At 69.9% G+C, this 26,000-nt stretch carries 23 protein-coding genes; 8 read left to right on the forward strand and 15 right to left on the reverse strand.

Annotation, left to right across the window (positions count from 1 at the left end; genetic code table 11):
* Window positions 1-244: 244 nt before the first annotated feature.
* From MOTC310_RS06640 to MOTC310_RS06655, 4 genes are all read right to left on the reverse strand, one after another.
* A complete protein-coding gene (locus MOTC310_RS06640) occupies window positions 245-1,057 on the reverse strand; it encodes an enoyl-CoA hydratase/isomerase family protein (protein WP_331290690.1) in 813 nt (270 codons plus the stop codon).
* A 23-nt stretch (window positions 1,058-1,080) separates the two neighbouring features.
* Complete coding sequence (locus MOTC310_RS06645; protein ID WP_331290691.1) at window positions 1,081-2,301, reverse strand: CaiB/BaiF CoA transferase family protein; 1,221 nt, start codon at window positions 2,299-2,301, stop codon at window positions 1,081-1,083.
* Between the two features lie 6 nt (window positions 2,302-2,307).
* Window positions 2,308-3,600: an MFS transporter gene (locus MOTC310_RS06650; RefSeq protein WP_331301219.1), complete on the reverse strand. Its 1,293-nt coding sequence runs from the start codon at window positions 3,598-3,600 to the stop codon at window positions 2,308-2,310.
* Window positions 3,601-3,823: 223 nt separating this feature from the next.
* Window positions 3,824-5,074, reverse strand: a complete 1,251-nt coding sequence (locus MOTC310_RS06655) for a nitrate/nitrite transporter (RefSeq protein ID WP_331290693.1) — start codon at window positions 5,072-5,074, stop codon at window positions 3,824-3,826.
* A gap of 499 nt (window positions 5,075-5,573) precedes the next feature.
* Between MOTC310_RS06655 and MOTC310_RS06660 the strand changes: the two genes are divergently transcribed.
* Complete coding sequence (locus MOTC310_RS06660) at window positions 5,574-6,521, forward strand: L,D-transpeptidase (RefSeq protein WP_331301220.1); 948 nt, start codon at window positions 5,574-5,576, stop codon at window positions 6,519-6,521.
* Window positions 6,522-6,578: 57 nt separating this feature from the next.
* Here MOTC310_RS06660 and glpX read toward each other — a convergent pair whose 3' ends face one another.
* From glpX to MOTC310_RS06675, 3 genes are all read right to left on the reverse strand, one after another.
* The gene (gene glpX / locus MOTC310_RS06665; RefSeq protein ID WP_331290695.1) at window positions 6,579-7,562 is read right to left on the reverse strand and encodes a class II fructose-bisphosphatase; all 984 of its coding nucleotides are present in this window, start codon (window positions 7,560-7,562) and stop codon (window positions 6,579-6,581) included.
* 145 nt (window positions 7,563-7,707) lie between these two features.
* Window positions 7,708-9,024 (reverse strand): homoserine dehydrogenase, encoded by a 1,317-nt coding sequence (locus MOTC310_RS06670; protein ID WP_331301221.1) that lies wholly within the window; start codon window positions 9,022-9,024, stop codon window positions 7,708-7,710.
* Window positions 9,025-9,133: 109 nt separating this feature from the next.
* Complete coding sequence (locus MOTC310_RS06675) at window positions 9,134-9,820, reverse strand: ceramidase domain-containing protein (RefSeq protein WP_331301222.1); 687 nt, start codon at window positions 9,818-9,820, stop codon at window positions 9,134-9,136.
* A 95-nt stretch (window positions 9,821-9,915) separates the two neighbouring features.
* On the opposite strand from MOTC310_RS06675, the gene xth reads away from it, so the two are divergent.
* Together xth and MOTC310_RS06685 are read left to right on the forward strand one after the other, a co-directional pair.
* Entirely contained in the window at window positions 9,916-10,710 is a 795-nt protein-coding gene (gene xth / locus MOTC310_RS06680; RefSeq protein ID WP_331301223.1) for an exodeoxyribonuclease III, read from the forward strand.
* Between the two features lie 72 nt (window positions 10,711-10,782).
* The gene (locus tag MOTC310_RS06685; protein WP_331301224.1) at window positions 10,783-11,406 is read left to right on the forward strand and encodes a glutathione S-transferase family protein; all 624 of its coding nucleotides are present in this window, start codon (window positions 10,783-10,785) and stop codon (window positions 11,404-11,406) included.
* A gap of 27 nt (window positions 11,407-11,433) precedes the next feature.
* Here the strand turns inward: MOTC310_RS06685 and MOTC310_RS06690 are convergent, their stop codons facing one another.
* The 6 genes from MOTC310_RS06690 to MOTC310_RS06715 form a co-directional block, all read right to left on the reverse strand.
* Window positions 11,434-12,336, reverse strand: a complete 903-nt coding sequence (locus MOTC310_RS06690) for a tetratricopeptide repeat protein (protein ID WP_331301225.1) — start codon at window positions 12,334-12,336, stop codon at window positions 11,434-11,436.
* Entirely contained in the window at window positions 12,323-14,053 is a 1,731-nt protein-coding gene (gene ilvD, locus MOTC310_RS06695; RefSeq protein ID WP_331301226.1) for a dihydroxy-acid dehydratase, read from the reverse strand. Before ilvD ends, MOTC310_RS06690 begins: the two co-directional genes overlap by 14 nt.
* A gap of 721 nt (window positions 14,054-14,774) precedes the next feature.
* Window positions 14,775-15,635: a transglutaminase-like domain-containing protein gene (locus MOTC310_RS06700; RefSeq protein ID WP_331301227.1), complete on the reverse strand. Its 861-nt coding sequence runs from the start codon at window positions 15,633-15,635 to the stop codon at window positions 14,775-14,777.
* Window positions 15,636-15,884: 249 nt separating this feature from the next.
* On the reverse strand, window positions 15,885-16,490 hold the full coding sequence (locus tag MOTC310_RS06705; RefSeq protein WP_331301228.1) for a LutC/YkgG family protein: 606 nt from the start codon (window positions 16,488-16,490) through the stop codon (window positions 15,885-15,887).
* Window positions 16,487-18,058 carry a lactate utilization protein B gene (locus MOTC310_RS06710; RefSeq protein ID WP_331301229.1) on the reverse strand — a complete coding sequence of 524 codons (1,572 nt, stop codon included), beginning with the start codon at window positions 18,056-18,058 and terminating at the stop codon, window positions 16,487-16,489. Before MOTC310_RS06710 ends, MOTC310_RS06705 begins: the two co-directional genes overlap by 4 nt.
* Entirely contained in the window at window positions 18,055-18,798 is a 744-nt protein-coding gene (locus tag MOTC310_RS06715; protein WP_020091879.1) for a (Fe-S)-binding protein, read from the reverse strand. Before MOTC310_RS06715 ends, MOTC310_RS06710 begins: the two co-directional genes overlap by 4 nt.
* A gap of 328 nt (window positions 18,799-19,126) precedes the next feature.
* Here MOTC310_RS06715 and MOTC310_RS06720 point away from each other — a divergent pair, with 328 nt between their 5' ends.
* Both MOTC310_RS06720 and MOTC310_RS06725 read left to right on the forward strand, forming a co-directional pair.
* Entirely contained in the window at window positions 19,127-19,519 is a 393-nt protein-coding gene (locus tag MOTC310_RS06720; RefSeq protein ID WP_331290707.1) for a DUF2267 domain-containing protein, read from the forward strand.
* A 175-nt stretch (window positions 19,520-19,694) separates the two neighbouring features.
* On the forward strand, window positions 19,695-19,913 hold the full coding sequence (locus tag MOTC310_RS06725) for a hypothetical protein (RefSeq protein WP_331290708.1): 219 nt from the start codon (window positions 19,695-19,697) through the stop codon (window positions 19,911-19,913).
* 24 nt (window positions 19,914-19,937) lie between these two features.
* On the opposite strand, the gene MOTC310_RS06730 is transcribed toward MOTC310_RS06725, so the two are convergent.
* A complete protein-coding gene (locus MOTC310_RS06730) occupies window positions 19,938-20,822 on the reverse strand; it encodes a hypothetical protein (RefSeq protein ID WP_331301230.1) in 885 nt (294 codons plus the stop codon).
* A gap of 84 nt (window positions 20,823-20,906) precedes the next feature.
* Complete coding sequence (locus MOTC310_RS06735) at window positions 20,907-22,976, reverse strand: M3 family metallopeptidase (RefSeq protein ID WP_331301231.1); 2,070 nt, start codon at window positions 22,974-22,976, stop codon at window positions 20,907-20,909.
* Between the two features lie 183 nt (window positions 22,977-23,159).
* Between MOTC310_RS06735 and MOTC310_RS06740 the strand changes: the two genes are divergently transcribed.
* The 3 genes from MOTC310_RS06740 (at window position 23,160) to MOTC310_RS06750 (ending at window position 25,964) form a co-directional block, all read left to right on the forward strand.
* Window positions 23,160-24,119, forward strand: coding sequence for an extensin-like domain-containing protein (locus MOTC310_RS06740; RefSeq protein WP_331301232.1), 960 nt, complete (start codon window positions 23,160-23,162; stop codon window positions 24,117-24,119).
* Window positions 24,120-24,195: 76 nt separating this feature from the next.
* The gene (locus MOTC310_RS06745) at window positions 24,196-25,308 is read left to right on the forward strand and encodes a L,D-transpeptidase (RefSeq protein ID WP_331301233.1); all 1,113 of its coding nucleotides are present in this window, start codon (window positions 24,196-24,198) and stop codon (window positions 25,306-25,308) included.
* A 266-nt stretch (window positions 25,309-25,574) separates the two neighbouring features.
* A complete protein-coding gene (locus MOTC310_RS06750; protein WP_273558644.1) occupies window positions 25,575-25,964 on the forward strand; it encodes a response regulator in 390 nt (129 codons plus the stop codon).
* Window positions 25,965-26,000 lie beyond the last annotated feature (36 nt).

Below are 26,000 nucleotides of genomic sequence, written 5' to 3' on the forward strand. Positions count from 1 at the left end.
TCCTGCTCGCGCTGCGTCGGGGTCGTCGCCGAGCCCGCGTCGCACGAGGCGCGGGCCCCCTCCCCGTGCGGGAGTGGCCTGCTTTCGCAGAGAGCTGCGTGAGAGATGCGACTCGTCCGGAACGACCGGGTTTCTTTCGCCCCAAACCTCTCCCGCACGGGAGAGGGGGCATGGCAGCGGCGGCCTGTCGCGGCTGTCTCGACCGAAGACGCCTTCCGGACCGTTACACCACGTTCGGGCGCGGCTAGCGCCCGGTCCAGTTGGGCGGGCGCTTGCCGAGGAACGCCTCCATGCCCTCGCGGAAATCCTGGCTCATGTAGCACATGAGGATCAGGTCATCGCCGGGATGCGGCGCGCCCTCGGCGCCGGCCTCCTCCTCGGCGAGGCGCCGCAGCCCCTCCTTGGTCGCCTGCATGGTCAGCGGCGCGTGGTTTGCCAGCAGCTGCGCAAGGGTGTCCACCCGCTCGGTGAGCGCGGCGCGATCGTCCACCATCTCGCCGATCAGCCCGATGCCGAGGGCCTCCTCGGCGCCGACGAGGCGGGCGGTGAAGATGATGTCCTTGACCCGCGCCGGGCCGATCAGGCCGGAGAGCCGCTTGAGGTTGCCCTGGCTCAGGCAATTGCCGAGGGTGCGGGCGATCGGGAAGCCGAAGCGGGCATCGCGCGTGGCGATGCGCAGGTCGCAGGCGGCCGCGATGGCCGCGCCGCCGCCCGTACAAGCCCCGGCGATCGCCGCAATGGTCGGCACCCGGAGCCGCTCCAGGGAGCCCAGCACCCTGTCCATGAACCGCTCGTAGCCCAGCGCGTCCTCGGCGGTGCTGAAGTCGCGGAACTGAGCGATGTCGGTCCCGGCCGCGAAGGCCTTGTCGCCCGCGCCGGTGATGATCAGCGCCTTGACCGCCGGGTTCCCGGCGATCGCCTCGCAGCAGGTGATCAGGCCCTGGTACATCGCGAAGGTGAGCGCGTTGCGGGCCTGCGGGCGATTCAGGACGATGCGGGCAATGCCGGCCTCGTCGATGGTGAACAGCAGCTCGTCGGTCGCGGGCGTGGCAATCATCGCAGCGTCTCCGGAAGGCGGCGTCAGGCCGCGGTCTCGCGGACCACGCCCCGCGCGATCAGGGCGTCGATCTCGGCCGGCGCGTAGCCGGCCTCCGCCAGGATCGCCCGGGAATGCTCGCCGAGCAACGGGGCCGGCCCGTGGACGCGCCCCGGCGTCTCCGAGAACTTCACCGGCAGGCCGAGGGTCTTCATGCGGCCGACCCGCGGATGATCGACCTCGACCACCATCTCGCGGGCGAGCGCCTGCGGGTCCCGGTGCATGGCGTTCACGTCGAGGACCGGTCCGGCCGGGACGCCGCCGGCCTCGAGCCGGGCGAGCCACTCGGCCGAGCTGTGGGTCCGGAAGATCGGCGCGAGGGTCGCGGCGAGCTCGTGCCGGTTGGCCATCCGGTCGCGATTGGCCGCGAAGCGCGGGTCCTCGGCGAGGCCGTCGGCGCCGATCGTCTTGAGCAGGCGCAGCCAGTTGGTTTGGTTGGCCGCGCCGATGGTGATCCAGCCGTCGGCGGTCTCGAAGGCCTCGTAGGGGGCGTTCAGCGGATGGGCCGAACCCATCGGGCCGGGCGCGATCCCGGTCGCCATGGCGATGGCCGACTGCCAGTAGGTGTGGGTGATGCCGGCCTCGAACAGCGACGTGTCGACCGCCTGACCCTTGCCGGTCCGGAGCCGGTTCGCGTAGGCCGCCAGCACGCCCATGGCGGCCAGGATGCCGGCGGTGATGTCGGTCACCGGCGGCCCGCACTTCATCGGCGGTCGCCCGGGCCCCTCCCCGGTCACCGACATGAGGCCGCTCATGCCCTGCGCCACGAGGTCGAACCCGGCCCGGTCGGCGTAGGGACCGGTGCGGCCGAAGCCGGACAGCGAGCAGTAGACCAGTTCGGGGTACTCGACCTTCAGGGTCTCGTAGCCGATCCCGAGGCGCTCCATCGTGCCGCCGCGGTAATTCTCGATCAGCGCGTCCGCGCCCTTGAGCAGGCGGCGCAGGACCGCGACGCCGTCCGGGTCCTTCAGGTCGAGGCTGATGCCGCGCTTGCCGCGGTTCATCATCATGTAGGCGGCGCTCTCGCCCTCGAGGGCGGGCGGGACGGTGCGACGGGTATCGTCGCCCTCCATCTTCTCGACCTTGATCACCTCCGCGCCCATGTCGGCGAGCATCAGCCCGCAGACCGGCCCGGCCATGATGTGGGCGAGCTCGATCACCCGCATTCCCGCGAGGGGACCGGACCGCTTCATCGCTTCCGCCATCGCGCGCTACTCTCCGGCCGGCACGGTGGCCACGGGACCGACTGACGGGGTCACCGGATCCACGAATTCCCGCTCGGGGTGCATCGTGAAGGCCAGCCCGGCGCCGAGCAGGCACAGGCCGATCGAGCCCACGAACGGCAGCGTCCAGCTCCCGGTCAGGTCGACGATGACGCCGAAGACGATCGGCGAGACGATCGCCGCCACGGCCGAGCCGGTATTCATCAACCCGCTGGCGGTGCCGGCATATTTGGGCGCGATGTCCATCGGCACGGACCAGATCGGCCCGATGACCAGCTCGGCGAAGAAGAAGCCGGAGGACAGGAGCAGCGCCACGAGCGTCAGATCCCGCGTCATGAACACGCCCGCGAGGCTCGCGGCGGCGCCGAGAAAGCCGATCACGATCACCGAGAGCCGCGCGAGCTTCACCTTGCCGGTGCGGTGCAGGATGGAGTCGCTCAGCATGCCGCCGACGGTGTCGCCGATCACGCCCGCGAAGAACACGCCCGAGGCAAACAGCGCCGAGTTCTTCAGGTCGAGGCTGTAGTTCTCCTTGAAGAAGCTCGGGAGCCAGCCGAGGAACAGCCACAGGGTCCAGCCGTAGCAGAAATACGTGACGGTGACCGGAAGCATGCGGCGCGTCAGGGGGCCCCACGGCACGCTCTGCTTCGCGCCGACCTTGCGGGGCGGCGGAAGCGTCTCGAGCTCCGCCGTCGTGATCGCCGGGTGCTCGGACGGATCGTCACGGAAATACAGCCACCAGATCGCCACCCAGACGAAGCTCACGGCGCCGAGAATGACGAAGCTGGTCCGCCAGCCGAAATGGTAGATCAGGAAGGCGACGATCGGCGGCGCGACCGCGTTGCCGAGCCGCGCGAAGGCGTGGGTGATGCCCTGGGCGAAGCCGCGCTTCCCGGGAGCGGTCCAGTTCTGCATGGCGCGGGTGGCGGTCGGGAAGGTCGCACCCTCGCCGAAGCCGAGCAGCACCCGGGCAAGGAACAGGCTGACGAGGCCGCCGACCATGCCGGTCAGGATCGTCGCCATCGCCCAGATCACGCCGCAGGCCAGCAGCGTGCGCCGGGCGCCGAACTTGTCGCCGACCGATCCGCCGATCACCTGGAAGATCGCGTAGGGGTAAGCGAAGGCCGACAGGATGAGACCGAAATCGGTCTTCGACATGCCGAAATCGCGCATGATCTCCGCGCCGGCCGTGGCGATATTCACCCGGTCCAGATAGGTGATGAAATACATCACACAGAGCAGGCCGAGCACGCCGTTCGTGGCGCTGATGCGCTTCGCCATCGCCCATTCCTCCCTCAAGGGCGCCGCCTCGCGCGGTCGCCGGGCGCCTCGGCCTCCCGGCCGGGCGCTCTCTCGTAATGCATTATTCAAACGCTTCGCGAGACAGAAGGCAACCGCCGACCTGCATCCGGCGCGCGAAAGAATCCTTGTCGCTACAACTAAAAAAACGGGGACCGCGGGGTCCCCGTTTCCGGAACGGTCGCCGCTTCGACGCGGCAAGCCGTCAGGCTGTAGCGGGGCGCAGCCGGCCCTGCTCGGTCTCGACCGCGGTGCCGAGCGCCTTGCCGCGCGGCCCGACCCAGCTCCCGACCCACTTGCGCTGCCAGAGGGCGAGGCAGCCGAGCACCACCGCCGTGAAGGCGGCGTAGCCGACGAAGCCCGACGAGAACGAGCCGGTATACTGCTTGGACAGGCCCATGACGTTCGGCAGGATCGCGCCGCCGAGCGCCCCGATCTCGCCGATCATCGAGCCGGCGACGGCGGTGTTGCTGGGCCAGCGCAGCGGGACGAGCTGGAACAGCGCGCCGTTGCCGGCGCCGAGCGCGGCGAAGCAGAGCATGAACAGGATCGTCGTCAGCGCCAGGGACGGTGTCGCGGTCAGCGACAGCAAGGTCGCGATCGCCGCGAGCAGCACGACCGACAGGACCGCGATCCCGCCCATCCGGTCGGCGAAGTAGCCGCCGACGATCCGGATGCCCGAGCCCATGAAGGCCGCCAGCATGGTCAGGCGCCCGGCCTCGACCTTCGTCACCGCGAACTGCTCGTAGAAGAAGGTCGGCAGGAAGTTCGACAGGCCGATGAAGCCGCCGAAGGTGATGACGTAGATCAGCGAGAACGCCCAGCCGTCCTTGGTGAACAGGCAGGAAACGTGCTCCTTGAAGGTCTGGTGCTCGCAATCCGGCGGCTCCTTGGCGAGCACGATCATGATGGCGAGGGGCAGCAGCATGACGACGCCCGCGAAGGCGTAGGTTGTCTGCCAGCCGTAGGCCTGGGCCAGCGGCGGGGCGAACAGCACGGCCAGCACGGTGCCGGAATTGCCGGCGCCCGCGATGCCCATCGCCAGCCCCTTGTGCTCCGGCGGGAACCAGCCCGAGCCGAGGGACAGGGCGACGCCGAAGGACGCGCCGGCGATACCGAGCAGGACGCCCATGGCGAGCACGTCGTTGTAGGAGGAGACGAAGAGATAACCGTAGGCCATCGCCAGCATGATCACGCTCATCTCGGTGATCGCGGCGTTCTTGCGGCCGATATACTGGGCGAGGACGCCGAGCGGGAAGCGCATCAGCGCTCCGGCAAGGATCGGCAGCGAGATCATGAAGCCGGTCTGGGCCGGCGAGAGCTTGAAGGTCTCTGTGATGAACGGGCCCATGGCGCCGTTCAGGACCCAGATGGCGAAGCAGAAATCGAAGTAGAGGAATGCCGCGAACAGCGTCGGGGGGTGACCCGACTTCATCACCGTTTTGAAGCTGGCCATAGCTGGTGCTCGTCGTAAGTGGGCGAACCGCCACGCGGTCGCTCATGCCGGGGAGCCGGACTCACACCGTCCGCTGTTTGGAGCGCCGTTGCTCCGCGGCCGCAGCAGGCGCGGCTGGAATGGGAATGCAGCAAGCGTGCCATGCGAGGAGGTGACACCTGCGCGCGGGTCGCCGGGCTTCCGGGATGTTCGGGCGGGGTCGTGCTCCGGCGAGTCGCTGCCGCTCGTCGAGGCATGGCTGCCGAGTAAACGGGCGGGCAGCCGGCGCCCTCACGGATCGGTGAGCGACGCGACCGAAATCATTGCTGCACGCGGGCAACACACGCGCCGAGAAACGGACCTGAAGACCCTGTAAGTTGCCCTCGATCATCGCCAGCAACTTGGCGGTAAAGCGCGACCTTTGCTAAGCCCCGGGATGAGCTGTGCCGCGACTTCGTGCGGGCCCGCTCGCTTGCGCGTCGCGGCAAGCCCCGGCGATGCCTCCCGAGGAATTCGAACCATGTCCGCCCCGATCCGTCGCCTTCTCCTGGCCGGCCTCACCGTCCTCGCCCTCGCCTCCACCGCTCACGCCCAGGGCCGCGGGCCGGTGGGCGATGCCGGGATCGACGGGTTCGGCGATGACGGTCAGCTCTATCAGGATCAGAACGGTGCGCTCTACGTGCGCCGCGGCGGCCGCTACCTGCCCTATACCGGCCGGACCGACTTCGTGCGCCCGGCGCCTCCCCCGGCCGCCCAGGCGCCGGTCGCGCCGCCACCGCCGGCCGCCACCCTGGAGACGGACCCGACGGTTCAGCCACGCCCGGGCAGCACGCCGCCGGCCGAGGGCCTGTCGCCGCTGGAGGCCGCCAAGGCGCGGGCGGTGCTCCGCGCGCCCGACAACGAGCCGATCGATTACGCGAAGGTCTACGGCCCGATCACGGACGACGTGTTCCCGGTTCAGGCGTTCAATTACAAGAAGATGAACCCCGCCTTCCTGCGCCAGGAGATCGCCTATCACGGTCCCTACGAGCCGGGGACGATCATCGTCGATCCGCGAGCCCATCAGCTCACCCTGGTGGAGGCCAACGGCCGGGCCCGCCGCTACGGCGTCGGCGTCGGCAAGCAAGGCTTCTCGTGGTCGGGCACCGCGACGGTCAACTCCAAGCAGGCTTGGCCGGACTGGTACCCGCCGAAGGAGATGATCGCCCGCAGCCCGAAGCTCGCCAGCGAGGTCGACAAGCTGCAGAGCGGACTCGGCGTCGCCGGCGGCCTGCGCAACCCGCTCGGGGCCCGCGCCATGTACCTCTGGCAAGGCAACAAGGACACGCTGTTCCGCATCCACGGGACCCTGGAGCCCTTCTCGATCGGCAAGAGCGTGTCGTCGGGCTGCATCCGGATGATTAATCAGGACGCGATCGACCTGTTCAGCCGCGTCAATGTCGGCACCAAGGTCGTGGTGCTGAACTGAAGACGGGCTGAGCCCACGGTCTGGGCGCCGCCGGTTCGGGACCGGCGGCGCGCGGGTTCAGGTCAGCCCGCGGCGGTGCTCGCCGAGGATCCGTCGGACCGTCCCGGCCTCGGACCTGTAGACCAGCGTCTCGGTCTGGATCCGGTCCGGACGGAAGCGCACGCCGCGCAGGAGTGAGCCGTCGGTGATGCCCGTGGCGGCCACGATGACGTCGCCGCTCACGAGGTCGGTTAGGTCGTATTTCCGGTCGAGATTCTCGATGCCCATCTCCGCGGCCCGGCGCCGCCGGTCCGGGGTGTCGAGGATCAGGCGTCCCTGCATCTGGCCCCCGATGCAGCGCATCGCGGCGGCCGCCAGCACGCCCTCAGGCGCCGCGCCGGTCCCGAGATACAGGTCGATGCCGGTCTCCTCGGGGCTCGCCGTGAAGATGATCCCGGCGATGTCGCCGTCCGAAATGAGGCGCACCGCCGCGCCGGCCGCCCGCACCTCGGCCACGAGGGCCGCGTGGCGCGGCCGGTCGAGGATCAGCGCGGTGATCTGCTTCGGGTCGACCCCCTTCGCCCGGGCCAGCGCCACGATGTTGTCGGTCGGGCTGGCATCGAGGTCGACGAGACCGGGCGGGTAGCCGGGCCCGATGGCGATCTTCTGCATGTAGACGTCGGGCGCGGCGAGGAGCGAGCCGCGCTCGGCCATCGCCATGACGGCGATGGCACCGGGCATGTCCTTGGCGCAGAGGGTCGTCCCCTCCAGCGGGTCGACGGCGATATCGACCTCGGGGCCTTCCCCGAGACCGAGCTGCTCGCCGATGAACAGCATCGGCGCCTGATCGCGCTCACCCTCCCCGATCACCACGGTCCCGCGGATCGGCAGGCCGTTGAGCTCGTCGCGCATGGCGTCGACCGCCGCCTGGTCGGCCGCCTTCTCGTCGCCCTTGCCGCGCAATCGGGCGGCGGCGATGGCGGCGCGCTCCGTCACGCGGGCGAGTTCGAGCGCGAGCGTGCGCGGGACGCCGCGCGATGCCGACTTGGGGGCCTCAGCCATGGTTTCCTACCTCTGGCCGGGTCCGATCTTGGGGTCGGTTCCCGGTTGGATACCGTCGGATGACGGCCGCCCAGCCTATACGCCCGATCGTTGACGCCCACTATCCTGCATCAAGCCGTGGCGGGTCGCCGGACGCCAGGAATCGTTATTCACGCTCGATCCGGATCACCTGCGGCGGCTCTGCCAGCAAGCCGTCGGCGCCGATGGCGTCGAGAGCGTCGCGGATGTTGCCCTCGGTCGCCGCGTAGGTGATCAGAACCAGCGGCACGGGCCGGCCGGAGCGGCCGCGCGGATCGGCTTCCGGCCCCTCGACGCGGCGCTGCAGGATGCTCTCCAGGGAGATCGCCCGCTCGGCCATCCGCTGGGCGACGCCGGCCGCGACGCCGGGGCGGTCGTGCACGGTCAGGCGGATGTAGTAGCCGCCCTCGTGCCGCTGCATCTCCACGCGCTCGCTGGTGCGCATCGCCGCGGCGGGGATGCCGAAGGTCGGACGGATCACGCCGCGCGCCACGTCGGCGATGTCGGCCACCACCGCGGAAGCCGTGGCCTCGCCGCCGGCACCGGGCCCGATCAGCGTCAGTTCGCCCACCGCGTCCGCGTCGATCGTCACGGCGTTGGTCACGCCCATGACCTGCGCGATCGCGGAGGATTTCGGCACCATCGTCGGGTGGACCCGCTGCTCGATGCCGGCCTCCGTCGCCTGGGCCACGCCGAGCAGCTTGATCCGGTAGCCGAGCTCGTCCGCCATGCGCAGGTCGAGGGGCTGCACCCGGGAGATGCCCTCCACCGACACGCCGTCCGCGTCGACCGCCGTCCCGAAGGCGAGGCTCGTCAGGATCGCGAGCTTGTGGGCGGTGTCGAATCCCTCGACGTCGAAGGTCGGATCCGCCTCGGCGTAGCCCAGAGCCTGCGCGTCCTTGAGGCAGGCCTCGAAGGTCAGCCCCTCGCGCTCCATGCGGCTGAGGATGTAGTTGCAGGTGCCGTTGAGGATCCCGTAGACGCGGGAGATCGCGTTGCCCGGCAGGCCTTCGCGGAGGGTTTTGATCACCGGAATGCCGCCGGCCACCGCCGCCTCGAAGGCGAGGGCCACGCCCTTGGCTTCGGCCTGCGCGGCCAGGGCGGCCCCGTGGCGGGCCAGCAGCGCCTTGTTGGCGGTCACGACCGGCTTGCCCGCCTCGAGCGCCGCCTCGACCACCGCCTTGGCGGGCCCCTCGGCGCCGCCGATCAGCTCGACCACGCAGTCCACGGATTCCGACCGGGCGAGCGCCACCGGATCGTCGAACCACGCGATGCCCGACAGGTCGAGGCCGCGGTCCCGGCCGCGGTCGCGCGAGGAAACCGCGGTGACGCGGATATCGAGGCCCGCCGCCGCGAAGGCGGCGCGGCGGCGCTCGACCATCCGGACCACGGAGGCACCGACGGTCCCGAGTCCGGCGATCCCGAGGCGAAAGCTCACTGTCATGACCCCTTCCGTGCCCGGGCGACCGCGATGAATCGGGCGCCCGATGCGGCGCACTTCTGCAAGAATTCCTCCCCGCCCGCAAGGAATTGGCCCGGCACCGCGGGGCGCCTCACCCGGCCGTCTCCCGGTGACGGATCGCCGTCGCCACGAGGGCGTACAGGACGACGGCGTTCAGCACGTGCCAGAGGGGGTGCGTGCCGGTCGACAGCACCGCGCAGGCGACTCGGTCGGCGGTCCGCGCGGCGAGGGAGATCAGGAAGAGCAGGCCGATGCCGGCGAGGCGCCGCCCGGTCCCGACGAAGCGCTCCTCCGGCCGCCGCGCGGCCGCCCAGGCGACGCCGAACAGCGCCAGGAGGGCGGGCAGGTAGTCGACCGAGCCGTTGGTGAGGCCCGCCACGTCGAGGCCGGTCAGCCCGTCGAGCAGGGGGGTGAGCGCGAAGCCGAGGAGGGCGAAGCCCCCGGTCGCCGCCGCGACCCGGACCGGCGCCAACCGCAGGAAACGGGAGAGGGCCAGCGCGAGATAGGCGTAGATGAACAGCGCGATCGGGACGACGTCCGCGAGCATCGCCCAGTAGAGTGCCAGCGTGTGGAACAGGAACGAGCCGAGGCCCACCACCGCGATCAGGGCCGCCAGCCCGAGGCAGGTCCGGTCCGGCGGATCGGACAGGGAGGCGCGGCGCGCCGCGGCGGCGGCAGCCAGCAGGAAAGCCGGGTTCGACAGCGCGTTCGCGGGCTCGGCCCAGAAGTGCGGGCCGCCCCGCTCGCAGTAGGCCGATACCGGCTCGAACCAGTTCATCCGCCGACCCTACTTCCCCGTCCTTGCGCCGGGATGGCCTTGTCAGCGCGACGCGAAGCGCGGATGACGGCCGGGCGGCGACCGGAAGCGAGGCGATGCGGATCACCACCTGGAACGTCAACTCGATCAAGCAGCGGCTCCCGCACCTTCTCGGCTTCCTGGAGGAGGCGCGGCCCGACGTGGTCTGCCTGCAAGAACTCAAATGCCAGGACGAGTCCTTCCCGCGGGCCGACATCGAGGCGGCGGGCTACGCGGTCGAGACGCTCGGTCAGAAGGCCTATAACGGCGTGGCGCTGCTGGTCCGGGCGCCGCTCGCGATGTCGGAGATCCGGCGCGGGCTGCCCGGCGACCCGGCGGACGAGCAGGCGCGCTACATCGAGGCGCTGATCTCCGGCGCGGACACCCGCCCGGTGCGCGTGGCGTCGATCTACCTGCCGAACGGCAACCCAGTGGACAGCCCGAAATACCCGTACAAGCTCGCCTTCATGGAGCGGCTGCGGCTCCACGCCCGGGCGCTGCTGGAGGACGAGGTCGCGGTGGTCCTGGCGGGCGACTACAACGTCATCCCGGAGACCGCCGACGCCGCCGATCCGGAGGCGTGGCGCTCGGACGCCCTGTTCCTCGGGACGACCCGCGCGGCGTTCCGGGCGATCCTCGCCGAGGGCTACACCGACGCCCTGCGCGCCTGCGACCCGCGCGACGGGCTCTACACCTTCTGGGATTATCAGGCCGGGTGCTGGCAGCGGAATGCCGGCATTCGGATCGACCACCTGCTGCTCTCGCCCCAGGCCGGCGACCGTCTCGTCTCAGCCTCGGTCCAGAAGCACTTGCGCGGCCTCGACAAGCCGTCGGACCACGTGCCGGTGACGGCGGAGCTGTCGGCAGACTGAAAACCTGCCCTAAGTTAGGGGTTCCGAGGGGCGGATCGGCTGAGGTCGCCCCAGACAGGTATGGAGCTCCGCTTGATCGTCTACGGTACCGGCTACTCGCCCTACGTCCGCAAGGTCCTGGTCTCCCTCGCCGAGAAGGGCGTCGCGTACGAGCACAGGCCGGTGATGTTCCACGCGCCCGACGCCGATTTCCAGGCGGCGAGCCCGCTCGGGAAGATCCCGGCTCTCGAGGATGAAGGGTTCCGCCTCGCCGATTCGTCGGCGATCTTCTGGTATCTCGAGCGCAAGCACCCGACGCCGGCCCTCGTTCCGGCCGATGCGAGAGGTCTCGGCCGCGCCGTCTGGTTCGACAAGTTCGGGGACACCGAGCTCTTCGCCAAGCTGATCGTGCCCTTCGTCGAGCGGGTGTTGAAGCCCAACATGATGAAGACGCCGACCGACGAGGCCGCGGTCACCAGGGCGCTCGACAAGGACCTGCCGCCGCTCTTCGACTATCTGGAGGGCGAAATCTCCGGCCCCTACTTGGTCGGCGAGGCTTTCAGCATCGCCGACATCGCCATCGCGACCGGCTTCTACAATTTCCACTTGGCGAAGGCGCGGATCGACGCAGATCGCTGGCCGAAACTCGCCGCCTATGTCGACGCCACGCTGGCGCGGCCGTCCTTCAAGGCCGCCATGGATGCCAAGAAGGGCTGATGCGGCGCGTCGATCCGCAGGCGGCGCTCAGCGCCGCTTGCGGATCGAGCCCACGGTCTGGAGCTGCGTCTGGGCCTCGGCGCGGTCGTCCTCGCTGGCGGCCGCCCAGTTCTTGTCGTAGAGCGCGACGATCCAGTCGTCCTTGCGGCCTTCGGCGCCTTCCCGCGCGAGGGAGAGCCACATCAGGCCCCGTACGCGCTGGATCGGGATGCCGCCGAGGCCGTTGACCAGCATGTCGCCGAGCAGCGCCTGGGCCGGATGGTGGCCCTTCTCGGCGGCGAGGTTGAACCAGCGCGCCGCCTGTCGCGAATCGGCCTCGACGCCGGTGCCGTCGAGGTAGAGCCGGGCGAGATTGTACTGCGCGTTGGGATCCCCGTAGTAGGACGCCGCGTAGTTGAACATGTCGTAGGCGCGCTCGGGATTCGGGCGCACGTAGGTGCCCTTGATCCCCTCCAGGAAGTAGGTGCCCAGAGCCGTGAAGGCGCTGCCCAGCACCGCGGAGTTCTGCGGATCGGGTCCGTCATCGGTGCTGGCGTCGGCGATCCGGGAGAAGAACTCGAACGCCTTCAGGTCGTCGTGCGGGACGCCGTCGCCGTCGGCGTACATCCGGCCGAGCTTCCACAGGGCCAGGGCGTGGCCCTGGCCGGCCGCGTATTCGAGGGCGCGCGCCGCGCCCTGCTTGTCGCCGGCATTGTACTCCCGCATGCCGGCGCGGAGCGCGTCCTTGGCCGAGCGGTAGCTCCTGTCCGCGACCGGGACCTGCACGGGCGTGCGGACATTGGCGTCGAGGGCGCGCGACGGCTCGACCGGCAGCGCGAGCAGGGCGAGCACCCAGGCCGCGACCGTGATCGCGCCGACGGACCGGAGCCGACCGGGATCGGCCCCGGCCGGCGCCTTGTGCCGGCTGAGGTCAGTCCTAGACGTCCGCATAGCTCTGCGTCTCCTTGGCACCTCCCGGATGGGTGACGGCGCCGTACAGCGCCGGCCCGACGCCCTGCGCGTATTTCCAGAGGTAGCCGGAGGTCGCGGTGTTAGAGCGCGGCGTCCAGGCCTTCCGACGCTCGGCCAGTTCCTCGTCCGACAGGGCGACGCTCAGCGTTCCCTGGATCGCGTCGAGGGTGATCATGTCGCCGTCGCGGATCAGGCCGATCGGGCCGCCCACCGCCGCCTCGGGCCCGACATGGCCCACGCAGAAGCCGCGCGTCGCGCCGGAGAAGCGCCCGTCCGTGATCAGCGCGACCTTGTCGCCCATGCCCTGGCCGTAGAGGGCTGCGGTGGTGGACAGCATCTCGCGCATCCCGGGGCCGCCGCGCGGGCCCTCGTAGCGGATGACCAGAACCTCGCCTTCCTTGTAGGTGCGCGACTGCACGGCCTCGAAGCAGGCCTCCTCGCCGTCGAAGACGCGGGCCGGCCCGGTGAAGACCTGCTTCTCGGCGGGGATGCCGGCGACCTTCACGATCGCACCCTCGGGGGCGAGGTTGCCCTTGAGGCCGACGACGCCGCCGGTGGGGGTGATGGGCTTGTTGGCCGGGTAGACCACGTCCTGGTCCGGGTTCCAGGTCACCCGGTCCATGTTCTCCGCGATGGTCCGGCCGGTGACCGTCATGCAGTCGCCGTGCATGAAGCCGTGGTCGAGCAGCGTCTTCATCAGCAGCGGGATGCCGCCGACCTCGAACATGTCCTTGGCGACGTAGCGTCCGCCCGGCTTCAGGTCGGCGATGTAGGGCGTGCGCCGGAAGATCTCGGCGACGTCGAACAGCGTGAACTCGATGCCGCACTCGTGGGCGATCGCGGGCAGGTGCAGGGCCGCGTTGGTCGAGCCGCCCGAGGCCGCCACCACGGTGGCGGCATTCTCCAGGGCTTTGCGGGTGACGATGTCGCGCGGGCGGATCCGCTTGGCCAGCAGCTCCATCACCTTCTCGCCCGCGGTCGCGCAGAACTTGTCGCGGATCTCGTAGGGGGCCGGGGCGCCGGCCGAGTACGGCAGCGCGAGGCCGATCGCCTCGGAGACGGTCGCCATGGTGTTGGCGGTGAACTGCGCGCCGCAGGCGCCGGCCGAGGGGCAGGCGACCTGCTCCAGCTCGTCGAGATCCTCGAGGCTCATGTCGCCGACCGCCACCTTGCCGACCGCCTCGAACAGGTCTTGAACGGTCACGGGCTTGCCGCGGAACGAGCCCGGCAGGATCGAGCCGCCGTAGATGAAGATCGACGGGACGTTCAGGCGGACCATCGCCATCATCATGCCGGGCAGCGACTTGTCGCAGCCGGCGAGGCCCACGAGCGCGTCGTAGGCGTGGCCGCGCATGGTCAGCTCGACCGAGTCGGCGATGACCTCGCGCGACGGCAGCGACGCGCGCATGCCGCCATGCCCCATGGCGATACCGTCCGTGACCGTGATCGTGCAGAACTCGCGCGGGGTCCCGTTGGCGGCGGCGACACCTTTCTTCACCGCCTGCGCCTGGCGCATCAGCGAGATGTTGCAGGGCGCGGCCTCGTTCCAGCACGAAGCGACACCCACCAGCGGCTGGTGAATCTGCTCACGGGTTAGGCCCATGGCGTAGAGATAGGAGCGGTGCGGGGCGCGGTCCGGCCCCTCCGTGACGTGGCGGCTCGGCAGCTTCGACTTGTCGTTCAAACGCGTCACCATGACTTCAGACCAAGCCTTCACAGCCGCTCCCGAGGGTGCGTCGAACCGCGGCGCGTCGCCGTTCGCGAGGCGCCGGGAGATCGGTCCGCGTGCTCGGGAAGTCCTCGTTTCCGAACGGTAAACCGTTGTCGAATTTGCCGTTTACCGCTGATGTTGAGGTGGGCCCGGACTATGGCGGGATCGCGGCGTTTACGGGCAGGTCTCGGGGCGGAGCAGGGATCGTTTTACGGTGTTGCGACCCCGCCACAGCCACGCTTCAGGCCATTTCGCTGCCGGCGACAAGATGAAGGACAATGGCGCGACGCTAATGGGGCGTCCTGTCCTGGCGCAACTTGTCTTCGGGCAACCCGAGGATCTCCGGGTCGGAATCCTGCGGAGACGCGGCACATCCGCGCCCGGGAAGTCGGGCAACTACTATTCTTCGGCGGTCGCGGCGTCACCAATACACCGGCGGACGGGTCGGGCGACCTGCCTCGGCGCGGATCACCGGTGCGGGCGCTCGACGAAGCTTGTCCGGTCGAAGGTCGCCCGCCAGCCGCTACAGGGGTGCTCGGCCTGCTCATGACGGCTCTGCGGCGCCGTCCGGACCGGGCTCGCGCGCAGATCCGTCCGGCTCCCAAGGCGAGCGTCCCGATTGCGGCGACCGGGACCGGCATCCCCTCCGCCGTCATGCGGCCGGGATCACGCGATCACAGGACGCCGTGATCCTGGCCGAAGGCGCTCAGGCCGCCCCGGCATGCGGCGCTGGGATCTCGGTCGAGATGGCGTCCACGGTGCGCGGCATCGGGCTGCCCTGCCCGTCCGTACGCTGAATCCGCACCTGCTGATTGACCGGCTGCATGTTGCCGAACGGCGTCGAGAAGGCGATCTCCGCGGCGTCGCGCCCGACGCCGATCCGCACCAGGCCGTCGAGGTCGGCCTGCCGGGTGGCGTCGAACAGCCACCAGCGCCCGTCGAGATAAGCCTCGAACACGGCGTGGAAGTCGCTCGGGACGAGGCCGTGGGCGTAGCAGCTCACGAACCGCGCCGGGATGCCGAGCGCCCGGCAGAAGGCGGCGCCGATATGCGCGAAGTCGCGGCAGACGCCGGCGCGCTTCAGCAGCGATTCGTCGGCGGTCGTCTCGCCGTCGCTCGAGCCGGGCTGGTAGGCGATGTGGTCGTGGATCCAGTTGCAGATCTGGTTCACGCGGGCGTGGCCCTTGGGCAGCGCCCCGAACTCGGCCAGCGCGAACGGCGTCAGCCGGTCCGAGGAGACGAACCGGCTCGGCAGCAGGAACGGCAGGATGTCGAGGGGCAGTTGCCCGATCGGCGTCTCGTTGATGGTCGCCGGGTCGGCCCGGTGCACCGTCAGGTCGACTTCGGCAGTATACTCCAGCGCGAACTGGCCGGTCGGCACGTTCACGGCGAGATAGCGGTTCTGGAGGTCAGGCGTCGTGTAGAGATCGCGCTTGAGGTTCGGCGTCAGGACCAGGCTCTCGCTCAGGATCTCGACGCTCTTCAGCTTCGCCACCTCGAGATTGAAGATGAAGGTGGTATCCGAGAGGATGTTGTAGGACAGGCTGCAACCGAGGGTGTAGCGCATCGGATCTCCTTGCCGGATGACGGCCCGTCCGTCGTCCAAGCAAGGGACGCGCCCGATCGTCGGTTCCGGCTCGATCGCCGTTCGATCAGGGAGATGCGGGCAAGACACAGGTGCCGCGTCGAGCGGGCGGCCCCGCCGTCATCGCGAGCGCAGCGAAGCGATTCAGGGCGGCGCGACATCGCCGGCCGTGGCGCATCCCTGGATCGCTTCGCTCGGCTCGCAAAGACGGCCGCGGCGACGGAGCCGGTCTCAGCTGCGCTCTGCGCCATCCCTCGGGAGCATCAGGACCGTCAGCGAGCGCACGCCCTGTGCGCCGTGGATCAGGACGCCCTCGATGTCGGCGGTGGCCGACGGGCCGGTATGCAGCACCGCGTAGGCCGAGCGGCCGAATTCCGGTCGGCGATAGGCCGCCTGCACGTTCGGCACGATGTCGGCCGGATCGAGCAGGACGACGAGGTGCTGCGCGAGGTAGCCGACCGCGTTGACGATCAGCTGGTCCTGGGTGAACAGCACCGAGCCCGTCTCGGCGATGCCGAACACCGCCCGGACCACCGCCACGTCGACGTCCTCGACCTCCTGGGGCGCGCGGACGCTCCGCAGGTCGCGGTTCCCGGTCAGTTCGGGAACCGCCGAGGCGATCACCTTGGCGGCGTCGAGGCGCTCGCGGACGCCCGCGAAGACGTCGCCGGCCCCGGGCTCTGCGACCCGACCGCCCATGCGCTTCAGCCGCTCGCCGAACTCGGCGACCAAGTCCTCGCCGACCAGCGGCGCGAACAGCGGCACCTCCGGCAGCGGGAAGTCGCCGGCCGGCCGGTTCCTGCGGATGCCGTCGAGGATCGCGTCGCGGGCGCTCATCGACCGGTGTCCTTCATGCGGTTCTGCTTGTACCAGGCGTGGAAGGTCTGGCGCGGCGCGTCGGGCATCTCGCGCTTCTTCCCCCACGTGTTGAGCGGGTTGTAGACCGCGAAGCGCGGCAGGACCTTCAGGGCCGAATCCGCCGCGCCGATCGCCGCCCGGTAGGCGGCCGGGCGCGAGAGCACGGCGCCGGCGGCCTTCATCATGCCTTGCTTGAGCGCCGGGATCTGGTGCTCCTCGACCAGAACCTTGCGCCACGCGAAGATCTGCTCGTGGATGTTGATCTTCACCGGGCAGACGTTGGTGCACGAGCCGTTCATCGTCGAGGAGAACGGCAGGGTCGAGTATTTCCGCTTGTTGAAGGTCGGATCGATGATCAGCCCGATCGGCCCCGAATAGGTCGCCCCGTAGGAGAGTCCGCCGGACCGCCTGTAGACCGGGCAGGTGTTCATGCAGGCGCCGCAGCGGATGCATTTCAAGGAGGTCCAGAACTCCTCCATGCCGAGGCGCTCGGAGCGGCCGTTATCGACCAGCACCATGTGCATCTCGGTGCCCGCGCGGGGTCCGCGGAAGTGCGAGGTGTACTGGGTGATCGGCGAGCCCAGGGCCGAGCGCGACAGCAGGCGGATGAACACCCCGAGATGCTCGACCTTCGGGATGATCTTCTCGATGCCGATGGAGTGGATCTGCAGCGGCGGCACGTTGCCGGACAGGTCGGCGTTGCCCTCGTTGGTGCAGGTCACGACCGTGCCGGTCTCGGCGATCGCGAAGTTGCATCCGGTCATGCCGGCATCGGCCTTGAGGATGTACGGCCGGGTGGTCTCGCGCTGGCTCTCGGCGAGGTAGTGCGCGTCGTCGTTGTCCGGGTCGGTGCCGAGCGTTTTGGCGAAGACCTCGGCGACGTCCATCCGGGTCTTGTGGACCGCCGGCGCCACGACGTGGCTCGGCTCCTCGTTGTCGAGCTGCTGGATCCGCTCGCCGAGATCCGTCTCGATGACCTCGATGCCGTTGGCGGCCATGTGGTGCCGGAAGCCGCACTCCTCGGTGAGCATCGACTTCGACTTCACCAGCGTCTTCGCGCCGTGGCTCCGCAGGATCTCCAGGACGATCCGGTTGTGGTCGGCGCCGTCCTTCGCCCAGTGGACGTGGACGCCGTTGGCCTTCGCGGCCGCCTCGAACTGCTCGAGATACTGGTCGAGATGGCTCAACGTGTGGGTCTTGATCTGCGAGGCGAGCTCGCGCAGTTCCTCCCATTCGGGGATGCCGTGCGCGGAGGCGTCGCGCTTCTTGCGCAGGTCCCACAGGCGCTCGTCGTGGGCCGCCTGGTGCAGCGGCGCCGCGAGGAAGCGCTCGGCAGCCTCGGACTGATTGATCGGGCGGTCCCCGCGGATCTTCGCGCCGCGCGGCTGCGGCTCGCGGGTCTGAGGGGCGCGGATCGGCTTCGTGGCGGCCTCCGCGTGCTGGAGGCGACGGCCATCCTGCGAGCGCTCGCTCTCGTCGTGACCGGCCCGCACCTCCGGGTGGATGACGCCCTCGCGTTCGCGGGGATTCAGGTCCTCGGCGCTCATGCGGCGGCTCCGTTCAGCACCTGCGCGATGTGGATGTACTTGAGCGGCAGCCCCAGACGTTCGGCGCAGCCCTTCTGGTGCATCAGGCAGGAGGAATCCGCCGAGACGACGTACGCGGCCCCAGCCCGGTTCTGATCGGCAACCTTATCGTAGCCCATCTTGGCCGAGACTGCCGGCTCGAACACCGAGAAGGTGCCGCCGAAGCCGCAGCACTCGTCCGGCCGGGCCAGATCCACGAGCTCGACCCCCTTCACGAGGCGCAGCAGGTCGAGGGGCTTCGAGTAGTAGGGCTTCACCAGCTCGGTCGGCCGGGCGTGATGGATGCCGCGCAGGGCGTTGCAGTTGGTGTGATAGGCGACCTTGTGGGGGAAATTCGCCCAGGGCAAGTCCTCGACCTTCAGCACGTCGTGCAGGAACTCCACCAGCTCGTAGGTGCTGGCGCGGACGTGGCGGACCTCGTCAGTCTGAGGGATCGCCGTCAGGTGCTCGCGCACCTGATGCACGCAGGATCCCGACGGGGCGACGACGTAGTCGAACCCGGAGAAATTCTTGACGAACAGCGCCTCGGTGGCGGCCGCCTCGGCGTGGCAGCCGGTATTGGTCATCGGCTGGCCGCAGCAGGTCTGGTCAAACGGATACTCGACCGTGCAGCCCAGGCGCTCGAGGAGCTCCAGGGTGGCGATCCCGACCTCGGGCTCGAAAGCGTCGACGTAGCACGGCACGAACAGGCCGACCCGCATTGTCCGGCAACTCCCTCGATCACCCGGCCTGACGGCCTGGAACGGTTCAAGACTGCTCGGGGGTCTACCGGATGGGGCACGCCTTGGCGAGGTCGCGCGCTGCGGCACCGTGCCCGCTGTAACCGGACGCGCCGGCCTCCGGCTCCGGCTCTCAGACCGCGCCCGGCCATGGTCGCGGGTCACCCGCACGGTCAGCGCGCCCGTCACAGCGCGGCCGCGCTCCTCGGCGCGGAGCCGGGGAGTTTCCCTGTGAGGCGATGCCGCACGCTTGATTTCCGCCGCCTCAGAGTCGAAGGACGTCTGGAAGCGTTCCGAAGAGATCATCACCATGGAAGAACTGCTCGCCCGCGTCACCACTCGCACCGGGCTCGACGCCGCGACCGCTCAGACCGCGATCGGGCACATCCTGGCCTTCCTGCAGAAGGAAGGACCGGCGTCCGAGGTCGGCCAGTTGCTGGCGGCCCTGCCGGGCTCCGAGACGTTGATCGCCGAGTCGAATGCCGGCGAGAGCGGCGGCGGCGGCCTGATGGGGATGCTCGGCGGCATGATGGGCGGCGGCGGCGTCATGGCGCTCGGCCAGAAGCTGATGGCGGCCGGCGTGCCGATGGGTCAGATGCAGCCCCTCGGCCAGGAGCTGTTCGCCTTCGGCCGCGAGAAGGTCGGCGAGGACGCGATGGGCCCGATCATCGGCTCGATCCCGGGACTGAACCAGTTCGTCTGACCGCCGATCGGTGTGCGCGGCCGCACTGCATTCGGGTGACGCCTGGACGAAGAGTAAAAAAGAGGTTTCGAGGCGAAAGCTTGACGGAACCTGTCCACGCGATCCCCGTTATTGGGGATGTGGTTCGGATCGACGCCGTTGGCAGTGTCCGGTACCGCACTCAAGCAGGCCGGCCATGCCCGTCTTCGAAGCCAAGAATCTGGACAGCGAGTTCGAAGGGCAGTCCCTGCTCGCTGCGATCCTGCACCCGACCCGCGCGGCCCAGACCCGGGCCCTTCGGCACGGCCGCAGGCGGGCGGAGCGCGCGGCGGCTCTGGCCGATCCGATGACGATCGAGCCCCGCTTCCCCACAGCGCCCGGCGAGCTGGCGCCGACAGGTTTCACGAGCCGCTGAGGCGATCCTCGAGCGGGCCGCCGCCTACCAGGGCTGCGGCGTGACGAGGCCCTGGCGGGTCACCACCACCCATTCCCGTCCGTGGCGCTCGACGCCTTCCACGCGTCCGACGCCGGGGAGGATGTCGCCGGGCGCGACCTCGACGAGGCGGCGGCGGCGGTTCTCCAGGATGGCGGTGCCCTCGTAGACGTCGCGCAGGGCCCAGCCGTCGATCACCGGCGGCTTGTCCGGAGCGGCCGGCTTCGGCTTGGGCTCGCTCACCTTGGCATCCGCGACCTTCACGTCGGTCTTCGCCTCGACGGCGCGGGCGGGCTCCCCGATGCTGCCGGTCTGGGTCGGCTCCGCCTTTGGGACGGCCGGGGTCGCGGCCGCCCGGCGGTCGAGCTGCGCGGCGAGGCCGCTGAGCCGCGCGTTGTGGTCCCGCTCGACCTGCTCGAGGCGCTCGCCGAGGGCGGCGACCTTGGCGTTCAGATTCTTGTCGGCCTGCGCGAGGCGCTCGCCCAGGGCGGTGCCGCGGCTGGCCGCCTCCTTGCGCGCGACATCGGTCGAGGCGCGCAGGTCGGCCAGCACGGTGTGGAGCTGCGCGATGTCGGCGGCGAGGCGCGCGGTCTCGGTCCGGCCGGCATCGAGCGTCGTCTCGAGGGCGGCGATCGCGTCGGGCCGGACGGAGGCCGGGCGGGAGAGCGCCATCACGCCACCGCCCAGGATGACGCCGATAGCCAGGGTCGCGCCCGGGATCGCGAGCCGCTTCGGGTCGAGGCGCGGCAGCGACGCGAGCGTGAAGCCCCTGCCGGCGGCCGACGCCGCGGTCTCGGTCGCGGCGTCCGCCTTGCCGGTCACGGCGGCCTTGAGCAGGTCGGCCGGCGAGATGCCCTGAGAAACGGCCTGCTTGGCTTCGATCTTCGTCATCGCCCCGAACTCCGCACGCGGCCTCGCGCTGCAAGCGTTCGTTAAGGACGTTTGTTTACGAAACCCTTACCGCGGCCTCTCCGGTCAAGCCGCGAGCCCGCGCTTCTTCAGCAGCGGCTCGATGCTCGGCATCCGCCCGCGGAAGGCGGTGTAGGCCTCGCGCGGGTCGCGCAGGTTGCCGGCGCCGTACACGAAGGTCCGCAGCCGCTTGGCCGTCTCCGGATCGAAGATGTCGCCCGCCTCGCGGAACGCGTCGAAGGCGTCCGCGTCGAGAACTTCCGACCAGAGATAGCTGTAGTACCCGGCCGCGTAGCCGTCCCCCGAGAAGATGTGCGCGAAGTGGGGCGTCCGGTGCCGCATGCTGATCTCGGCCGGCATGCCGATCCGTCGCAGGGCCTCGGCCTCGAAGGCGGGCACGTCGAGGCCGCCCTCGCCCTCCGCCGAGAGGTGCAGCGTCATGTCGACGATCGCCGAGGACGTATACTCCACGGTGGCGAAACCCTGGTTGAAGGTCCGCGCGGCGAGCAGCTTCTTCAGCAGGGCGTCGGGCATGGGCTCGCCGGTCCGATGATGGCGCGCGTGGGCGCGCAGGACCTCCGGCTGCTCCAGCCAGTGCTCGTAGAGCTGTGAGGGCAATTCGACGAAGTCCCGCGACACCGCGGTCCCGGACAAGAGCGGGTAGGTCACGTCCGAGAGCAGCCCGTGCAGGGCGTGGCCGAACTCGTGGAACAGGGTGCGCGCGTCGTCGAAGGACAGGAGCGTGCTCTCGCCGTCGGGCGCCTTGGCGAAGTTCATGACGTTGACGATGACCGGCGTCACCGTCCCATTCAGGCGCTCCTGCGAGCGGAAGGCGCTCATCCAGGCGCCGGACCGCTTCGACGCGCGAGCGAAGTAGTCCCCCAGGAACAGGCCGACCTCGGTGCCGTCGGGATTGCCGACCCGCCAGACCCGGACGTCGGGATGGTAGCGCGGCACGTCGGAAAGTTCCGTGAAGGTCAGGCCGAACAGCCGGGAGGCCGTGTCGAACGCCGCCTGGATCATCCGCTCGAGGGGCAGGTACGCCTTGATCTCGCTCTCGTCGAGGTCGTGCTCGGCGCGCCGCACCTTCTCGGCGTAGTGCCACCAATCGTGCGCCTGGAGGGCGAAGTTGTGCCCTTCCGCCTGAACCGTGGCCTGAAGGCGATCGCGTTCCTCGGCCGCCCGCGCCCGGGCCGGGGTCCAGACGTCGCGCAGCAGCCCGGTGGCCGCGTCCGGGCTCGCCGCCATCGTGTCGTCGAGGGCGAAATGGGCGAAGCTCTCGAAGCCGAGGAGCCGTGCCCGCTCGGCGCGCAGTCGGATGATCTCCGCGATGATGGCGCGGTTGTCGGTCTCGCCGCCGTTCTCGCCGCGCCGGGTCCAGGCCGCGTAGGCGCGCTCGCGCAGGTCGCGCCGGGTCGAGCAGACCAGGAACGGCTCGATCAGCGAGCGGGACAGGGTGATGACGTGCCCGTCGAGGCCGCGCTCCTTCGCGGCGCTCTCGGCGGCGGCCCGTAGGAAAGGCGGTAGGCCGGCCAAATCCTCCTCGCCCTGCAGCGGCAGGGTGAAGCTGCTCTCGTCCGCGAGGAGATTCTGGCCGAACTTGGTCCCGAGTTCCGACATGCGCGCCGCGATCTCGGCGATGCGGGCCTTGTCGTCGGATCCGAGATCCGCCCCCGAACGCCGGAAGCGGATCCGGTACCGGTCGAGCACCCGGCGTTCCTCCGGACCTAGTCCTTCGGCGTCGATCGCCGAGATCCGGGCCCAGAGCTCGGGGTTGAGGTAGATGGCGCTGCCGTGCCGCGCGAGCTTCGGCCCGATCTCACGCTCGATGGCCTGGAGCTCCGGATTCGTGTGGCTGCCGGTCAGATTGTAGAAGACGCCGGCGACGCGCTCGAGGGCAAGGCCGGCCCGCTCCATCGCCTCCACCGTGTTGGCGAAGGTGGCGGGAGCGTCCTGCCTCGCGATGGCCCGGATCTCGGATTCGTGGGCCGCGAGCGTGGCATCGAAAGCGGGCCTGTAGTGTTCCGGTCGGATCCGGTCGAAGGGCGGGAGGCCGTGCGGGGTGCTCCACTCCGCCTCGCGGAAGGGGTTGTCCTGCGGCAGGCTCGGGAGCCCGGCATCAGCTGCGTCCGACATGCAGTCCTCAACGATACGTCCACGCGACCGCGCGCTCGTTTCGCGCCGCCGGTGCGCCGACATGGGGTGTGCCGGCGCGATCCGGAAGACAGTGGCCCGATCGGCGCGGCCGTCAACCGGACGCGGGCGATCCGAATGACGTCTCGCTCGTTGTAAGGGCCAACGCCCACGCTTCGAGGCCCTATGCCGGGACGCAGCCTGTCGACCTTCCGCCCCGCGATGATGCTCGTGGGCGGCGCCCTCGCCGCGGGACTCGCGTTCCCGGCGCGGCCGGTTCGCGCCGTCGAAGCGACGGCCGCTACGGTGCCGACGCCCCCGCCCCTGCCGCCCGAGCGTCCCGAGGCGCTGAAACAGCCCGTCGCCGAGCCGGCGCCGCCGACGCCGCCCGCGCGGCCGCAGGAACTCAAACCGGCCGTCACCGAGCCCAGCAAGGATCCGGGCCGGGAGCCGCCCGGGGAGTCCGGCCGGGAGAAGCCGTCGAGCGCCGCGCAGGATTCCGGGAAGGAGGCCGCCAAGCCCGAGATTCCGTCGCCGCCGCCGGCACCTCCGGAGCGGCCTCCCGAGCTGTCCGGCGCCGCGGCCCTGGCCCTCAAGGTGACGCCGCCGGACGACACCGCCTGCCGGACGCGTCTCAAGCGCCTCGGCGTCGACTTCGAGCCGCTGCCGCCGATCGCCGAGGGGCAGTGCACGGCGCCGTTGCCGCTCAAGGTGACCAAGTTCGCCGACGGCGTCGTGCTGCCGCAGGGCGCGACGCTGACGTGTCAGGCCGCGGAAGCCCTGGCGCGCTGGGTCACGGAGGTTCAGGTCGAGGCCGAGCGCGCGCTGAAGCATCCGCTGACCGGCCTGGAACTCGGCGGCTCCTATGTCTGCCGCGGGCAGAACCACGACGTCGACGCCAAGCTCAGCGAGCACGCCTTCGCCAACGCCGCCGATATCATGGGCTTCGCCTTCGCGGGCCGCGCGAGCATCCCCGTGAAGGCGATGCCCGACGGGTCCGAGGAGGCGCAGTTCCTCGGAGCCGTGCGCGCCAAGGCCTGCGGGTTCTTCCGCACCGTCCTCGGCCCGGGCTCCAACGCCGCCCACGCCAACCATTTCCACCTCGACCAGCGCGAGCGCAACGCCGGACACCGCCTGTGCCAGTAGAACCGCGTGGAACGTTCCCGCCGGTGCGGCATTTCTCGGCTCGTGAGCGCCTCCGCTCAATGGAACGACGACGTCCATGATCCCGACATCCTGGCGGCCGGTCTGTGTGGCTCTCCTCGCGACTTGTCTTGCCGCGCAGGGCGCGTCGGCGCGGGCCGGGAAGAGTCAGAAGGCCGACAAGGCCCAGCCTCCGGCGCTGACCGCCGAGGCGGTGAACGCCGCGGCGCTCGCGCAACCGGGAACCGGAAAGACCGACGGGACGAGGCCGGATGCGAAGGCGCGCCGGGACAAGGCGTCGGACGAGAAGCCCGATCCGCTGATCGTCAAAGCTCAGGTTCTGCTCGACCGCGCGCATTTCTATCCCGGCGCGATCGACGGCCGAAGAGGAGATAATTACCGGCACGCTCTCTCGGCCTTCGCGGTCGCCCAGGGGCTCTCCGCCACCGAGGCGCTGACGCCCGAGCTCTGGGACAAGCTCCTGGCGACCAGCGATAAGCTCGCCGTGACGGACTACACGCTGACCGAGGCTGACACCGCGGGTCCCTATGTCCAGCGGATCCCGCCCAAGATGGAGGAGCAGGCCGAGCTCAAGAATCTGGGTTACACCAATCCTCGCGAGATGCTGGCCGAACGATTCCACATGAGCCGCGACCTCGTCAGCGCGCTCAATCCCGGCAAGCCGCTCGACAAGGCCGGCACGACCATCGCGGTCGCGGCCGTCGACCCGATGGGCCTGGACAAGCCGAAGGCCAAGGATCTGCCCCAGGAGCCGAAGGTCGATCGCGTCGAGGTCGACAAGTCGAGCCGCGACGTTCGCGCCTACGGTGCCGACGGCAAGCTGCTGGCCTATTATCCGGCCTCGATCGGCAGTGCCGAGAAGCCGGCTCCGAGCGGCGAGACCAAGGTGAAGGGCGTCGCCTTCGACCCCGACTACACCTACAACCCGAAATACGCATTCAAGGGCGTGAAGGCCCAGCAGAAATTCACGATCCAATCCGGTCCGAACAATCCGGTCGGTCTCGTCTGGATCGATCTGGCGATCCCGAGTTACGGCATCCACGGAACGCCGGAGCCCGAGAAGGTCGGGAAGACCGAGTCCCACGGCTGCATCCGCCTGACGAACTGGAACGCCCGTGACCTCGCAGCGCACGTGACACGGGGCGCCAAGGTCAGCTTCAAGGACGACTGAGCGTCCGTCGGGAGGACGCTGCCCTCGAAACACCCTCCGCACAAAAATGTATCATCGGTTAACATAGCGCCCGGTCTGGGTGTCGGAACGGGTCGGGAACGCTTGACACATTGCGCATTACGGGCGACGCCTCAGGTTGTCTCGCGGGCTGAGCCTCGGGCCGCGTTCACCCTTTCGGACGCTGCTCACGCGGTGCGCAGGGCTCGACCAACCGCGTGGCAAGATCCCCCGGCAACCGGGGACATTCGAAGGGAAGACGGCCCGGCGTGATTGCTGACCCCAACGACGACGTCCTCAACGGCGTCCGTGTTCTCGTCGTGGAGGACGAGGCCGCGATCTCGATGCTGCTGGAGGACATGCTCCTCGATTTCGGCTGTGCCGTGGTCGGGCCGGCGGCGCGGCTCTCCTCGGCGCTCGAGATGGCGTCGCAGGAGGCGTTCGAGGTCGCCATCCTCGACGTGAACGTGGCGGGTGAGCCGATCTACCCGGTGGCCGAGGCCATCGCCAAGCGCGACCTGCCGCTGGTCTTCTCGACCGGCTACGGCGGCGCCGGCATCCGCGAACCGTTCCGGGACAGGCCCGTCGTCCAGAAGCCGTTCAGCCAAGCCGACCTGAAGCGCACGCTGATCGGGGCGATCCGCGCGGCCCGCGCCTGAGGTCGGGAAAGTTCGCGCTCACGAGATCCAGCCGCT

The organism is Methylobacterium oryzae, assembly GCF_036441375.1.
GTDB classification, from domain to species: Bacteria; Pseudomonadota; Alphaproteobacteria; order Rhizobiales; family Beijerinckiaceae; genus Methylobacterium; species Methylobacterium oryzae_A.

Excerpts from the sequence above, each read along its gene's own strand:
- MOTC310_RS06675 (WP_331301222.1), bottom strand. The coding sequence starts at position 9,820 with ATGAACTGGTTCGAGCCGGTATCGGCCTACTGCGAGCGGGGCGGCCCG.
- MOTC310_RS06650 (WP_331301219.1), bottom strand. The coding sequence starts at position 3,600 with ATGGCGAAGCGCATCAGCGCCACGAACGGCGTGCTCGGCCTGCTCTGT.
- glpX (WP_331290695.1), bottom strand. The coding sequence starts at position 7,562 with ATGGCTGAGGCCCCCAAGTCGGCATCGCGCGGCGTCCCGCGCACGCTC.
- MOTC310_RS06720 (WP_331290707.1), top strand. The coding sequence starts at position 19,127 with ATGGAAGAACTGCTCGCCCGCGTCACCACTCGCACCGGGCTCGACGCC.
- MOTC310_RS06700 (WP_331301227.1), bottom strand. The coding sequence starts at position 15,635 with ATGCGCTACACCCTCGGTTGCAGCCTGTCCTACAACATCCTCTCGGAT.
- MOTC310_RS06670 (WP_331301221.1), bottom strand. The coding sequence starts at position 9,024 with ATGACAGTGAGCTTTCGCCTCGGGATCGCCGGACTCGGGACCGTCGGT.
- MOTC310_RS06710 (WP_331301229.1), bottom strand. The coding sequence starts at position 18,058 with ATGAGCGCCGAGGACCTGAATCCCCGCGAACGCGAGGGCGTCATCCAC.
- xth (WP_331301223.1), top strand. The coding sequence starts at position 9,916 with ATGCGGATCACCACCTGGAACGTCAACTCGATCAAGCAGCGGCTCCCG.
- MOTC310_RS06745 (WP_331301233.1), top strand. The coding sequence starts at position 24,196 with ATGATCCCGACATCCTGGCGGCCGGTCTGTGTGGCTCTCCTCGCGACT.
- MOTC310_RS06730 (WP_331301230.1), bottom strand. The coding sequence starts at position 20,822 with ATGACGAAGATCGAAGCCAAGCAGGCCGTTTCTCAGGGCATCTCGCCG.
- MOTC310_RS06690 (WP_331301225.1), bottom strand. The coding sequence starts at position 12,336 with ATGCGGACGTCTAGGACTGACCTCAGCCGGCACAAGGCGCCGGCCGGG.
- ilvD (WP_331301226.1), bottom strand. The coding sequence starts at position 14,053 with ATGGTGACGCGTTTGAACGACAAGTCGAAGCTGCCGAGCCGCCACGTC.
- MOTC310_RS06725 (WP_331290708.1), top strand. The coding sequence starts at position 19,695 with ATGCCCGTCTTCGAAGCCAAGAATCTGGACAGCGAGTTCGAAGGGCAG.
- MOTC310_RS06655 (WP_331290693.1), bottom strand. The coding sequence starts at position 5,074 with ATGGCCAGCTTCAAAACGGTGATGAAGTCGGGTCACCCCCCGACGCTG.
- MOTC310_RS06705 (WP_331301228.1), bottom strand. The coding sequence starts at position 16,490 with ATGAGCGCCCGCGACGCGATCCTCGACGGCATCCGCAGGAACCGGCCG.
- MOTC310_RS06735 (WP_331301231.1), bottom strand. The coding sequence starts at position 22,976 with ATGTCGGACGCAGCTGATGCCGGGCTCCCGAGCCTGCCGCAGGACAAC.
- MOTC310_RS06740 (WP_331301232.1), top strand. The coding sequence starts at position 23,160 with ATGCCGGGACGCAGCCTGTCGACCTTCCGCCCCGCGATGATGCTCGTG.
- MOTC310_RS06640 (WP_331290690.1), bottom strand. The coding sequence starts at position 1,057 with ATGATTGCCACGCCCGCGACCGACGAGCTGCTGTTCACCATCGACGAG.
- MOTC310_RS06715 (WP_020091879.1), bottom strand. The coding sequence starts at position 18,798 with ATGCGGGTCGGCCTGTTCGTGCCGTGCTACGTCGACGCTTTCGAGCCC.
- MOTC310_RS06660 (WP_331301220.1), top strand. The coding sequence starts at position 5,574 with ATGTCCGCCCCGATCCGTCGCCTTCTCCTGGCCGGCCTCACCGTCCTC.
- MOTC310_RS06645 (WP_331290691.1), bottom strand. The coding sequence starts at position 2,301 with ATGGCGGAAGCGATGAAGCGGTCCGGTCCCCTCGCGGGAATGCGGGTG.